Source organism: Marinobacter orientalis (genome assembly GCF_004792665.1).
Taxonomy (GTDB): Bacteria; Pseudomonadota; Gammaproteobacteria; order Pseudomonadales; family Oleiphilaceae; genus Marinobacter; species Marinobacter orientalis.
This window is the reverse complement of record NZ_SRZX01000001.1, coordinates 1441505-1454527: the sequence shown is the minus strand read 5'-3', so window position 1 is coordinate 1454527 and position 13023 is coordinate 1441505. Positions and strand designations below refer to the sequence as shown.

Here is a 13023-nt window from a genome sequence, read left to right as displayed (position 1 = left end):
TGTTTTCCGTAGTTTATTGCATCCAGCTGTAGCCCGCGAGGGACTGACTGTTTTCATTCATTGAAAACCCGAACAGACGCTGAGGCGCTTTCATTCCGCCCAGGCTGAAGGCGGTATTGAGCACACATAATGTCGGATCGACAACAGGTTTTTCGTTGGCGGAGGACGATCGATTGCCCCGCAAACCCGATTTCGACATGGCCGACACCCAGCGCTGCTCGTCTTCCCACTGGCGGATCAGGTTACGAATGTAGCTGTCGTGGGGCTGATGGTAGCTGGCGTTAGTGCCGTCGGCATCCAGCCGATCCAGGCAAATCAGCAATACGCCCTGATCCCGCAGTGCTTCCAGGCAATGGCCAATGTCCCGATAGCGCTCGCTGGTCATGCCTGTGTTGAGCCGCAACTCAATCACTTCCATGGGTACCAGTTGCATCATGCTCTCTGTGAGCACTTCCAGAAGAGTCTCCCGCGAGACCCGGACAGCAACATCAAATCCGCGTGCCCCCATGTCTGATTGCAGGCGCCTCGCCAGAGCTCCCTCACCGCATTGGTGAAAGATTTCTGGCTGGAGGCCCCCTTTCTCTGAGGTGATAAATGCCACACTGTTTACGACAAGATCCTGCCGTATCAGACGGCGCAGACTGGCCTGGCCACTGGGGCCGGCCAACGCTTCCGTTTCACAGGACAGGTACAGCACTGGCAGTTTGGTCACGAGTCTAACGCCCGAGTTTTTTGGCAGACTGGCCACCAATGCCGAAGTGCTGCGCTGGCATCTCGGTGATCAACACCCGGATACGCTCCAGGGGTGCATCCAGGGAGCGGGCCATAGCCTCGCTCACTTCCTGGATAAGGGTTTCCTTCTGCTCGTCTGTTCTTCCTTCAATGATGTAGAGCTGGGCAATGGGCATAACGCCTCCTCGTCAGATGAATCGTCCGGAAACGGTTCCCAATCCGTGGTAACGCACGGTGATATTGTCACCGGGTTCCACGGCAATGGCGGCTGTAATGCCACCGGTCATGATGAAGGTTCCCGCCGGAATGTGTTCACCCCGCTCGGCAAGCAGGTTTGCCAGCATAGCAACACTCGAAGCCGGATGGCCCAGCACGGCAGCGCCTGCACCCACGTCGACCACTTCACCATTCTTCTCGACCACGACGCCCAGAGTTTTCAGGTCCACATCCGCAACATCCGCCATCTGACCACCGGTGATAAAGCGGGTAGACGAGGCGTTGTCGGCAACCACACTCACCAGATCGAACTTGAAGTTCTCATAGCGGGAGTCGATGATTTCCACCGCCGGGATCACGAAGTCCGTTGCCGCCAGCACCTGGCCGATATGGCAGCCCGGACCTTTCAGCGGTGCCTTGGTAACGAAGGCAATTTCGGCTTCAATCTTGGGGTGAATCAGCTCTTTGGTGTTGACCACGCCACCGTCCGGCACGCTGAAATAATCAGCCAGGAAACCGTAAATCGGCGTTTCCACGCCCATCTGTGCCATCTTGGCCCAGGATGTGAGGCCCATTTTCATACCGACGATTTTGTTACCCCGCGCTTCCTTGCGGCGGCGGATTTCCCACTGCACGTCGTAGGCATCCTCGAAGGTCATGTCCGGGTAGTCGTTGGTAACCTTGGTGATGTCCTGGGCCTGCAGTTCGGCGTTTTCCACGTGTTCAGCCAGGGCCAGCATCTGCTCGCGGCTTAATGTCCTGCTCATGCGTTCTGCTCCTTCCGTGCCGCCAGCAGATCCAGCGCCACATCCACAATCATGTCTTCCTGGCCACCCACCATGCGGCGTTTGCCCAGCTCCACCAGAATGTCCACCGTCTTCAGGCCGTACTTCTGCGCCGCCACTTCGGAGTGGCGCAGGAAGCTGGAGTAGACACCGGCATAGCCCAGAGCCAGGGTTTCGCGGTCCACTCTTACAGGACGGTCCTGCAGTGGGCGAACGATGTCGTCAGCGGCGTCCATCAGGGCGTAAACATCGGTGCCGTGCTCCCAGCCCATCTTGTCGAAGGCGGCCACACACACTTCCAGCGGCGCGTTGCCGGCACCGGCACCCATGCCGGCCAGGGATGCATCAACACGGTCACAGCCTTCTTCCACGGCAACAATGGAGTTGGCCACACCCAGGGCCAGGTTGTGGTGGGCGTGGATGCCGGTTTCGGTTTCCGGCTTGAGAACATCTTTCAGGGCGCGGAAGCGATCACGGATGTCGTTCATGTTCATGGCGCCGCCGGAGTCGACGACATAGAGGCAGGTAGCGCCGTAGTCTTCCATCAGCCTGGCCTGTTCCGCCAGACCCTGCGGGGTCTGCATGTGGCTCATCATCAGGAAGCCGACGGTGTCCATGCCGAGTTTTCGGGCGTGTTCGATGTGTTGTTTCGAGACATCCGCCTCGGTGCAGTGGGTAGCCACCCGTACAATGCGTGCGCCGGCGCTGTAGGCGTTGTCCAGGTCGTGGACGGTACCGATGCCAGGCAGCAGTAGCGTGGCGATTTTGGCGTGTTCAATCACTTCGGACACCGCTTCGATCCACTCCAGATCGGTGTGGGCACCGAAGCCGTAGTTGAAGCTGGAGCCCTGCAGGCCGTCGCCGTGGGCCACTTCGATGGAATCCACCTTCGCCTTGTCCAGAGCACGGGCGATGTCCTGCACATTCCTGATGGAATACTGGTGACGAATGGCGTGGCTGCCGTCCCGCAGGGTCACGTCGGAGATGTAGAGTTTCTTGCCGGGGTTATAAGTCATGATTCAGTCTCCTCACTTGACCAGCGATTCGGCGATGCGCTCGGCGGTGCCGAGTGCCGCGGAGGTCATGATGTCCAGGTTGCCGGCGTAGGCCGGGAGGTAATGGGCAGCGCCTTCCACTTCCAGGAAGATGGAGGTCTTCAGGCCGCTGAAGCGGCCCAGGCCCGGGACGTTCATGGGCTGGTCTTCCGGAATCACGTCAAACTGCACTTTCTGCTTGAGGCGATAACCGGGCACGTAGCTGTTGACGGCCTTGACCATTTCTTCCACCGAGGCTTCCACTTCCGCCTGGTCAGCGGCATCGGAGAGCACGTAGACGGTGTCGCGCATCAGCAGGGGTGGTTCGGCCGGATTGAGGATGATGATGGCCTTGCCCTTCTGGGCGCCGCCCACCACTTCGATAGCCTTGGAGGTGGTTTCGGTGAACTCGTCGATGTTGGCGCGGGTACCGGGGCCGGCGGACTTCGACGAAATCGAGGCGACGATTTCGGCGTAGTGCGCCTTGGCGACACGAGACACCGCAGCCACCATCGGGATCGTCGCCTGGCCACCACAGGTGACCATGTTGACGTTGCCTTCGTGGAGGTTCTGCTCCAGGTTCACCACCGGGACGCAGTAGGGGCCGATGGCCGCCGGGGTCATGTCGATGATCTTGATGCTCTCTTTATGGCCCCGCAGGAACACTTCGTTGTGCATGTGCGCCTTGGCGGAGGTGGCATCGAACACGATGTCAATGTCCGCAAAATCCGGCATCTTCACCAGGCCGTCCACACCTTCGTGAGTGGTGGCCACGCCCATGCGCCGGGCGCGGGCCAGGCCATCGGACTCCGGGTCGATACCGACCATGGCGCCCATTTCAATGGTCTTGCCGTTACGCAGGATCTTGATCATCAGGTCGGTGCCGATGTTGCCCGAGCCGATGATCGCGGCTTTGATTTTCTTGCTCATAACGTTGTCCTTTTTAATCCGGATCAGGCGAAGCGAACGGAGGCACTGCCGATGCCACCAATATCAACACGCATATAATCACCGGCCTTGACCGGCTCCAGCGGAACCAGGGAACCGGACAGGATGACTTCACCGGCTTTGAGGGTGATACCGAACTCGCCCAGGGTGTTTGCCAGCCAGGTTACGCAGTTCACCGGGGAACCCAGTGCAGCGGCGCCCGCGCCGGCACTCAGTACACTGCCGTTCTTCTCCACCACCATGCCGCAAGTCACCAGGTCCACCTTGCGGGGAGAGACCGCCTGGTCACCCAGTACAAACAGGCCACAGGAGGCGTTGTCGGCAACCGTGTCCTGGATGGCGATCTTCCAGTCCTGAATGCGGGAATCGACTATTTCGAAGCACGGCATGACACATTCGGTGGCCGCCAGCACATCGGCATTGGTAACGCCCGGCCCGGTCAGATCTTTCTTGAGGATGAAGGCAATTTCGCCCTCGGCACGGGGGGCAATCAGTCGGTCGCTGATGGGCATGACTTCGCCGCTATTGAACACCATGTCGTCGGTCAGGTAACCGAAATCAGGCTGGTGAACGTTGAGCATGTTCTGCACGGCCTTGCTGGTGACGCCGATCTTCTTGCCGATGATGGAGGCACCATCTGCCAGGCGTCGTTCCAGCATGCGCAGGGAAATGTGGTAGGCATCATCAATGCTGATGTCTTCACCACGGCCGGTCAGCGGAGCGACGGCTTCGCGGCTCAGCATGGCCTGATAAAGTTCATCACCAAGTGCCTGAATTCGTTTCTGTTCCATTATTCTGCTCCTGCAGCCGATTGATCGGCTTCGGTCAGGAAATCGTTCACCAGCCGGGCGAACCGGCTGGCATGTTCAATCTGCGTCCAGTGACCGCAACGGCCATACATGTGAAGCTGTGCCCGGTTAATCCAGTCCGCCAGGGTTAACGATGTCTGCAGGGGGATAACTTCGTCTTCCCGCCCGTGGATAACCAAAGTTTCGTGTGGCAGCGCACGGATGTCTTCTTCCCTGCTGGCCAGGTCATCTACCCAGCGCTGGCGCGGAGCCGGAAACATGGCTGCAAAGGATTCCTGGAATCCGGGGCGGATGCTGGCCTGATAGCGCATCTCCGCCAGTTCGTCCGTGAGCAGACCCTTATTAAAGGCGAACACGTCCATCAGGCGGCGCATATTTTCAAGTGAGGGCCGATAACCCCAGACTTCGTCGAGCCCCCTGGTGATCGGAAAACTGACGCCAACCGAGCCCATCAGGACCAGACGTCGAACCCGCTCCGGGTACTCGATAGCCAGTGCCAGAGCCAGCCCGCCACCGAAGGAGTTGCCGACAAGGTCCACCTGTTGCAGTTCCAGCGCATCCATAACACCAATGGCATGGGCAACCCAGCGTTCACGGTTGTAGATATTGTCCTCCGGGCGTTTGGTGTACCCGAAGCCAAGCATATCCGGCGCCACCACACGGCGATTCTTCGCCAGCTCCGGAATCACCAGACGCCAGTTGGCCCAGGCAGTCACTCCGGGGCCAGAGCCGTGTATCATCATCACCGGGACGCCACCACGACCATGGTCATGCACGTTGGTGCGATAGCCGGCGGCCGTGATCTCACGCCCGATTTCAGGGCTGTTTTCAGGTGCAGTCATGATCGGCTCACAGTTTCACGCAGATGTTTTTCATCTCGGTGTAGAACTCCAGGGAGTGCACACCGCCCTCGCGACCAATACCGGACTGCTTGCTGCCACCGAATGGGGTACGCAGATCCCGCAGGAACCAGCTGTTGACCCAGATAATGCCCGCCTCGATCTGACCCGCGACACGGTGGGCACGAGTGATGTTCTCGCTCCAGATGGCCGAGGCCAGTCCGTAAGGGAGGCTGTTGGCCAGTTCAATGGCCTCTTCTTCTGTATCGAACGGGCAAAGGTGAACACAGGGGCCGAAGATTTCGTCAGTAATCACCGCGGAATGCTCCGGCAAGCCGGTCCAGATAGTGGGCTGAATCCAGGCACCACCCGCCAGTTCTTCCGGCATATCGGGAACACCACCACCGGTAACTACGGTGGCACCGCCATCAAGGGCTTTCTGATAATAGGAAAGGACTTTTTCGCGGTGCTTAAGGCTGACCAGCGGGCCCATATTGGCTTCAGTGTCTTCCGGCGGCCCGATTTTCAGACCTTCCGCGGCCTCTTTCAGCCGGCCCACAAACTCGTCAAATATGGAGCGTTCGACATACACCCGCTCGGTGCCCAGGCACACCTGACCACAGTTGGCGAAGGCCGAGCGCATGGTGCCCTCGATGGCCTTGTCCATGTCGCAGTCGGCGAACACCAGGCCGGCGTTCTTGCCCCCCAGCTCCAGCGAAATATCCCGTATCCCCCTGGCTGCGGCTTTCATGATCACTTCACCGGTACCGGTTTCGCCAGTAAAGGTGAAACCATCCACCAGCGGGTGCTCGGTCAGAAAGGCACCGGCGGAATCGCCACCGAAGCCATGGACCACATTGAACACGCCGTCAGGCACGCCAGCGTCTTGCATGACCTCACCCAGGAGCGCTGTCGTCGTGGGAGTTTCCTCTGAAGGCTTGACCACCACCGTGTTGCCACAGGCCAGTGCCGGGCCCACTTTCCAGGTCATCAGCAGCAATGGCAGATTCCAGGGACTGATCACACCAATCACGCCTTTGGGCCGGCGTACCGCGTAGTTCAACGCGCCGGTGCCATCCGGAGTCGGCATTTCAAAGGATTCTGTGGGCACGTTCTTGATCATGTCCGCAAAAACCTTGAAGTTGGCCGCGCCCCGCGGAATGTCGATATGGCTTGCCATGGATTTTGGCTTGCCGGTATCAAGGCATTCCGCTTCCAGGAACTCGTCAAACCGGGCGTTGATGCCATCGGCCACCTTGTGCAGGATGCTGGTGCGCTCATCCAATGGCATCTTGCCCCAAGTGCCGCGCAAGGCCGCCTTTGCTGCCCTGACTGCGGCATCCACCTCTTCCCGACCGGCTTCGTGAACCTTGCTGATCACCTTGCCGTTTACCGGGTTGACGTTGTCGAACAGCTTGCCGCTTGCAGAGCCAACATACTGCCCGTTGATGTAGTGCTTGATGTCTTTCATTGCTGCCTAATCCTGTTATAGATAGCCCTGTTGAACTGCTGAAAAGTCAGGTCAATACCGTCAGGAACCGTTCGTTCAGTACCCGGTCGTGATAGAAGATGGCCTTGCCCAGTTGCTCGGCCTGCCAGGTAACGGGCTTATGGTCCGGGTAGTTGTAGTCACCACCACAGAAGACCTCGTTGCGGTTGCCGGACGGGTCAAAGAAGTAAATGGTCTTGCCGTGGGTCAGACCATGACGGGTAGGCCCGATATCGATGGAGGTATCGGTCATGGAAATCAGATCCGCCGCCCTCAACACGTCTTCCCAGGTTTCCAGGTAGAAGGAGGCATGGTGAAACTTGCCCATTTCTTCGTGATGAATGAAAGCAATGTCGTGAGCCTTCGTGGAGAGGCTGAGGAACTGGGCAATCCGGGTTCCTTCGCCATCCAGAACCTGTTCAGCCAGATAGAAGCCAAGAACATTGACGAACAGATCATAGGTAGCGGCCAGTTCCGGGCCATACATCAGGCAATGGTCAAAGCGGACAACCTTCATCCCATCGAGATTGCGGGGCCAGGCTTCCGGATTCACCTCGGTGATGCCCCACTTGCCGGTGTACTGTTTGTCAGCATAAAGCTCGAACGTATGACCCGAGGGAGCCTTGAACCGGACCCGGCGCCCACAGTCTTTCAGCTCACCTTCGGGGATATTTTCGATGTCGACACCGTGCTCTACCAGATCTTTCTCCAGTTGCTGCAGGAAAGGCTCGTCCACCACCTTGAAGGCCATGAAATCGCAACCGGGCTCATCGGCTTCTCGCAGAACCACCGAGAACTTGTCCACTTCTGTCCAGGCCTTCAGGTACACCCGACCCTGATCATCACGGTCGGTTTCGATCAGACCCAACAGATCTGTGTAGTGTTTAACAGCCGCATCCATATCGAGTACACGGATCTGGACATGACCGGGACGCATTACACCTTTTTTCATGACGTTACCTCATCGATTTTGTTGTTGTTTGCTGCGTGGCCGTCTCTGCCACTTCGCGGGGACGGCATTCAATTGTCAGGTCGCTCAGGGGGTAAATGCGGCAGGCCAATACCTCGCCACATGCCCTTGATTCCGGGGGTACATGCACCCTGCTCATCTTTCCGCACTCGTAGTCACCGCTGAGCACGGTGACCTTGCAGAATCCGCAGCCGCCGCCGCGGCAACCCACCGGAACACACTTCAGGCCCTGCTGTTCCATGGCCTTTAAAACACTCTGGCCCGGCTCACAGTGGAAGCGGTTTCCGCTGCACTGTTCGGTGATCTCGAAGGCATCACTCATGGCGCCGCCCCGGGTCAGATCTTCTTGAACAGCGCCGAGCGCTGGGTTTCTTCAGCGCCGTCGGCAGCTGTCAGGAACTTCTCCATGAAAATGTCGCGCTCGAACAGCCGGCCCTGCATCAGTGCCGTGATGGCGGCATCGATCATCGGTGGCGGTCCGCACAGATAGGCTTTGTGCTCAGCAAAACGTCCACCGAAGTGTTCCTTTGCCGCGTCGTGGACAAAGCCCCGGAACCCTGCCCAGTCTCCGTCTTCTTCCGCCTGGCTCAGTGCCGGCACGTAGGTAAAGTTGTCATTGTCCCGGGCCAGGGCCTCAAACAGCTCATGGTTGTAGAGCTCAGCCAGGTTGCGGGCGCCCTGGAAGAGCGTGATCTGGCGATCGTCGCCCTGCTCCAGCAGGTCGAGAATCATGGATTGCGGGCTTGATAGCCCCGAGCCACCGGCGATGAAAATCAGGTTGCCAGGCTGCGAGCTACGCACGAAAAACTGGCCATAGGGACCTGACAGGTGCAGCTTCTCACCGACCTTCAGCTCCTGGTGGATGTAGCTGGTCGCGGCCCCGCCTTCGACCAGCCGCACATGAAGTTCCACTTCATCAGCCCTGCTGGGTGGATTAGCCAGAGAGAAAGCTCTCGGGCCGTCAACGCCCGGCAGCTCGACATTGATGTACTGGCCGGCCTGGAAGGTCATCGGGCGGTCTAGTTTGAGATGCACGCCCTTGATGGTCGGGGACAGTTCGACGATATCGGTAACCGTCGCTGCATAGTCTTCAACCGGGTAACCCTCAAAGTCCTCGTCCACATCAATATCTGCCTCGATGGTGACGTCGCTTTCTACGGTGGCGCAGCAGGCCAGCACCTTGCCTTCGTCCCGTTCGATATCCATCAGGGCAAAAGGTGAGGCATCGCCGATTTCGACATCGCCCTCAACAACCTGAACTTTGCAGGTGGCACAGGTGCCATGGCCGCAAGCAAAGGGAAGCCAGACGCCCTGACGAAGGGCCGCCGCAAGAATGGTCTGGCCATCCTCCACTTCTATCTGCTCGCCAATTGGCTCTATGGTGACGGTGTAGCTCATGATAGTTACCTCAGGATCCGGAACCGCTGATGCCATCCAGGCCTGGGGTGGTGACTGTCAGCATGCTCTTATGATCAATCCCGCTACCTATCATGGTGGCGGACAGATCCGGCGTGAATGGACCGTCATTCAGCTTCCATTCGGCATCCATAAAATCCGCTTTGGCACTGTCGGGATGGCTCGCTACCGCTGGTTTTAAAATCTGCTCAAGGAAGTCGCCAAACGTCATGTCCGGTGACACCATCACGGCAAACGGAGAGCAGAACATCAAATGGTGGGGCCAGTAGATATAGAGCACCTGCATGCCATGGAAGTTTTCAACTCTGTCTCTGGATTCAAACTTGTAGTCATAACGGGCATTAACACTCATGATGATCACCTTATTGTTTTATGGATCACGCGCCCGGCACCGACCGATGCCGGGCGCTCCCCGGATCAGGCAGCGTCCTGGTCGGTACTGTCTGCCTTGTTACCACCTGACTCGCCCTTGATGGCCAGCCAGCGCTTGTGATCCGGAGACCCTATGTACTCGAAGTTGTCCTCACCAATGTTGATGTGGTAGTACTTCGACACCACCGTCTCCACATCCTCACCTTCACAGTTGCCCTGGTAGATCTGATGCACCGGCAACCAGGCCTGGACATACTTCTCCGGCTCGTGCTTGAAGATGTCGCAGCAGCCGTCGGAGCAGAAGTGAAAACGTTCTCCCTCATGAACAATCTGCCGGTGGCTGAGCATGGTCGGATCGTCTTTCTCGGTAAAAATGGTCGGAATCTGACACACCTGGCACAATTGCGGGAGCGTGTTGTTGTAGAAACGACGGCCCTCGGCGTGCTCTTTGTCCCAGTGTTCGAAGCGCGGACGGTAGTACTTGTCAAAGGTGTCCGGGTACTTCTGGGACAACCAGTCCATCTCTTCCTTCTCTGGCATCCAGGTGTGGAAGTTGGTGGCCTGACTGTACTGGTAGAAGGTGCTCCAGGCCTGGTGACTGACATGGTTCTTGGCATCGTTGGCGACGTCCTGGTACTTGGGCGGGCGAATACCATAGCGCTCAAGGTCCTTGAACAGAGCACCACCGTTCTGCTCGTAGTACATCTCCCAGGCCTCGGACCAGGACATCACCTTTTTCGGCAGCATGTAGTCCATCATCATTCCCACCAGGCTCAGCAGGCGGAAACCGCGCCAGAACCATTTATCTATCCAGCGCTGGACAATGGGCACGTTGTCTTCGTGCTGTTCGAGAATGAACTTGATCACTTCAAGACCAAGGGTCATATGCCTTGCTTCGTCGGACTGGGCCGAGAAGCCAAAGGTGACGGTGGCCATGTCGCCGTTATAGGCGGCACCGGACATGAAGGGCACAAACAGCAGATTGGTCAGCACGTACTCGAAGGAGAACGAGATGGCGGTCAGGAACTCGAACGGGCCAGCGGAGCGGGCATCATCAAAAAACGACTTGGGCACGGACAGAAACCAGACCCGGTCATGCATATGCGCGGCATCATGCAGGCCATTGAAGTGCTTGTTGTAATGGCTCATGGCGTGCTGCTGGGTCTGGGAATGACGCAGTTCGTCAATGGCCTGCATCTGGCAGGCAACCCTGGCGCCCGCGCCGCTGAACTGACGGCCAACTTTCGCGTAACCCTGGAAGGCCGCATGCTCGAGGGGCGATACCCCACTGAGGAACAGCTTCAGCGCATTCACATAACGGGCGTCTGAAATGTTCTGGTGGCCATTGTTCTGGGCAAAGGCATCGAAGATGGCGTACAGCTTTTTCTCTTTTTCTGCCTGGTACTTCCAGTACGCATCCATGGTGAGACGGAAGGGGTCTTCCCATTGGGACCAGTCAGTAATCTTGATACCTTCAAAGTCTTCATCCGGAAAAATATCTTTCTTGTCCTGGTAGGTTGGTTCCCAGGCCATATCCCGCGTCAGGTACTGGTATCTGTCTTTCAGATTAAGCTTTTTGTTTTTTGTAGCCATGGTGTTTCTCCCAATTAGTTCCATTCAAGAATGAAGTGGTCGTCGTCTTCATCGACGTTGCCGCCGATACTGATCACGTCAACGAGCATTTCCTGAACATCCCATTCGCGACCAAGCTTCTCTTCCATCGTTTCCCGATTGATCACCAGACGCTTTTCCGCCTGGATCCGGATCATCGCCGGCTGGTGTTGCACTTCCGCTCTGGGGTTGTCTTCCTGAATGGCCTCCACCAGGTAACGGGCGTTGTCGTTGTCCTGAAAGGCAATGAATACGAGCTGACTCATGCGGCTACTCCCTGGCTCTGCTGCAGTCCGAATTTGTTGAGGCGTGTGGTGAGCTGGGCCCGGATTTCATCAAGGGCTTCAGTGCCGACAGTGGTTTCGGCCAGCGGTGTGAGCGCCTTGTATGCCTGTGGCTCCCACTGATCGACCCAGGACTGGATCAGTTTCGCATTGGCTTCACTTTCACCGACCACCGCCTTCATCATGGCGTTGGTCCAGCGCAGAGATTCCTTGTACCAGTCCCGCATGAATTCAGTCAGCATGGAAACATCTTCCGCGCCGTTCTCCCCCAGCCATTGGTCCATCTTTTCGTAAACCAGCGGGTACATCAGGCCATCGATCAGAATGTTCTGAACCAGCGTCAATTCGAACCAGTCGTCCACTACCAGGGTGTCTTCCACCAGTTTGCGCATGGGCTGCCAAAGCCCGTCATCCATCCAGTAACCTTTGGATTCGTCCAGACCGGTGCCGGTACTGCCATCAAGCATGAGGGCAATACGGGACAGATACTGGCCCATGCCCAGGCGATCCATGGCCTGATAGATATGCATCTGCGAGACTGTGGTGGCATTAACATCGCCCGCGATCTTGCTGTTGTTCATGTTGGCGCCGAGCTCTACGTGGCGCAGAGGTACCAGCAGCCTGAGCAACTGCTTCTGGGTGGATTCGGGCAATCGGGTCAACAGGTTCCGCTTGTCGCAGAAGCTGAAACTGGTGTCCGCTGATTCCTGCATCTTGGCGCGGTTACCGACATAGGCGCCGTAATAGAACTGTCGGGGGTCAGTCACCGCATACCAGTCTTCCATTTGGACAGCCGTGCGGGTCGGGTCATTCAGCGTGTGCTTCGAATCCCATAGCGGCCGGTAGTGAAAGTTGGTCTTGGCCTCAAGGTCGTAGCTGGCCTCCTGGTAGCGGGACGCCGGCTTGTCACCAAAGCGACGAGCAATATGGCCGAAGGTGTGGCGGATGGGTTCCGCTGAATTGGTTTTGATCTCAATGCTCATATCAACTTACCGTCTTGTTGTTGTGAGTGAAGAATCGGTTGAATAAAAATTAGCGGCGGCCCTTTTCGCCAAAGCGCCACTTGATCATGTCGGCATCAATTTCACGGATCATGTCTGAGTCCATGTGGATCACGTTGTTGTGCCGGCAAAAGATCTCGAAGGCATCTTTGGGAAGCACGAGCTCGACAAACAGTTCGGGATGGCCGATGGCAAAGTCGAACTCCACGAACCTGTCTTCCGGCCCACTCCGCACCCGGATGTACCGGGGCAATTCGTCGAAGCTTTTCGCTTGGTCAGTCATGATTGACACCGTTGTGTTTGTTATCGGTTGCCATAGCATGAGCAACGGCTGTGCCAAGCCGTAAAACAACCTTGCACAGCAAAGCTCACATGATTGTTTTAAATAGATTTTTACAGCCTCATTAAGGATTGAGAGCAAAAAAGACCGGGTTGGAGCAGGGATAAGTCAGGGTGTGATTTTTATCATTTGATCAACCTGAAATCCTGAACTGAGCAAATGCTCAGCTCAGCGGCT

At 57.3% G+C, this 13023-nt stretch carries 16 protein-coding genes; all 16 read right to left on the bottom strand.

What is annotated here, in order from left to right; translation table 11 throughout:
* Window positions 1–13: 13 nt before the first annotated feature.
* Window positions 14–712, bottom strand: a complete 699-nt coding sequence (locus DIT72_RS06725) for a class III extradiol ring-cleavage dioxygenase family protein (protein ID WP_135954386.1) — start codon at window positions 710–712, stop codon at window positions 14–16.
* A 4-nt stretch (window positions 713–716) separates the two neighbouring features.
* Window positions 717–908, bottom strand: coding sequence for a 2-hydroxymuconate tautomerase (locus DIT72_RS06720; protein ID WP_135954385.1), 192 nt, complete (start codon window positions 906–908; stop codon window positions 717–719).
* Window positions 909–920: 12 nt separating this feature from the next.
* Complete coding sequence (dmpH, locus tag DIT72_RS06715) at window positions 921–1715, bottom strand: 2-oxo-3-hexenedioate decarboxylase (protein WP_135954384.1); 795 nt, start codon at window positions 1713–1715, stop codon at window positions 921–923.
* Window positions 1712–2749 (bottom strand): 4-hydroxy-2-oxovalerate aldolase, encoded by a 1038-nt coding sequence (gene dmpG, locus DIT72_RS06710; RefSeq protein WP_135954383.1) that lies wholly within the window; start codon window positions 2747–2749, stop codon window positions 1712–1714. The genes dmpH and dmpG overlap by 4 nt, the downstream gene beginning before the upstream one ends.
* A gap of 12 nt (window positions 2750–2761) precedes the next feature.
* Window positions 2762–3697 carry an acetaldehyde dehydrogenase (acetylating) gene (locus DIT72_RS06705; RefSeq protein ID WP_135954382.1) on the bottom strand — a complete coding sequence of 312 codons (936 nt, stop codon included), beginning with the start codon at window positions 3695–3697 and terminating at the stop codon, window positions 2762–2764.
* 23 nt (window positions 3698–3720) lie between these two features.
* Window positions 3721–4506, bottom strand: a complete 786-nt coding sequence (dmpE, locus tag DIT72_RS06700; protein WP_135954381.1) for a 2-oxopent-4-enoate hydratase — start codon at window positions 4504–4506, stop codon at window positions 3721–3723.
* Window positions 4506–5366 carry an alpha/beta fold hydrolase gene (locus DIT72_RS06695; RefSeq protein ID WP_135954380.1) on the bottom strand — a complete coding sequence of 287 codons (861 nt, stop codon included), beginning with the start codon at window positions 5364–5366 and terminating at the stop codon, window positions 4506–4508. Before DIT72_RS06695 ends, dmpE begins: the two co-directional genes overlap by 1 nt.
* Before the next feature lie 7 nt (window positions 5367–5373).
* Window positions 5374–6834, bottom strand: a complete 1461-nt coding sequence (locus DIT72_RS06690; RefSeq protein ID WP_135954379.1) for a 2-hydroxymuconic semialdehyde dehydrogenase — start codon at window positions 6832–6834, stop codon at window positions 5374–5376.
* A 46-nt stretch (window positions 6835–6880) separates the two neighbouring features.
* The gene (locus DIT72_RS06685; RefSeq protein WP_135954378.1) at window positions 6881–7804 is read right to left on the bottom strand and encodes a catechol 2,3-dioxygenase; all 924 of its coding nucleotides are present in this window, start codon (window positions 7802–7804) and stop codon (window positions 6881–6883) included.
* A 4-nt stretch (window positions 7805–7808) separates the two neighbouring features.
* Entirely contained in the window at window positions 7809–8144 is a 336-nt protein-coding gene (locus DIT72_RS06680; protein ID WP_135954377.1) for a 2Fe-2S iron-sulfur cluster-binding protein, read from the bottom strand.
* 14 nt (window positions 8145–8158) lie between these two features.
* Entirely contained in the window at window positions 8159–9220 is a 1062-nt protein-coding gene (locus DIT72_RS06675) for an NADH:ubiquinone reductase (Na(+)-transporting) subunit F (protein WP_135954376.1), read from the bottom strand.
* 10 nt (window positions 9221–9230) lie between these two features.
* A complete protein-coding gene (locus DIT72_RS06670; protein ID WP_135954375.1) occupies window positions 9231–9590 on the bottom strand; it encodes a phenol hydroxylase subunit P4 in 360 nt (119 codons plus the stop codon).
* 65 nt (window positions 9591–9655) lie between these two features.
* Window positions 9656–11203 carry an aromatic/alkene/methane monooxygenase hydroxylase/oxygenase subunit alpha gene (locus DIT72_RS06665; RefSeq protein WP_135954374.1) on the bottom strand — a complete coding sequence of 516 codons (1548 nt, stop codon included), beginning with the start codon at window positions 11201–11203 and terminating at the stop codon, window positions 9656–9658.
* A gap of 14 nt (window positions 11204–11217) precedes the next feature.
* On the bottom strand, window positions 11218–11487 hold the full coding sequence (locus DIT72_RS06660; protein ID WP_135954373.1) for an MmoB/DmpM family protein: 270 nt from the start codon (window positions 11485–11487) through the stop codon (window positions 11218–11220).
* Complete coding sequence (locus DIT72_RS06655; RefSeq protein ID WP_135954372.1) at window positions 11484–12488, bottom strand: aromatic/alkene monooxygenase hydroxylase subunit beta; 1005 nt, start codon at window positions 12486–12488, stop codon at window positions 11484–11486. Before DIT72_RS06655 ends, DIT72_RS06660 begins: the two co-directional genes overlap by 4 nt.
* A gap of 49 nt (window positions 12489–12537) precedes the next feature.
* Window positions 12538–12789 (bottom strand): phenol hydroxylase subunit, encoded by a 252-nt coding sequence (locus DIT72_RS06650; RefSeq protein WP_169449986.1) that lies wholly within the window; start codon window positions 12787–12789, stop codon window positions 12538–12540.
* Window positions 12790–13023 lie beyond the last annotated feature (234 nt).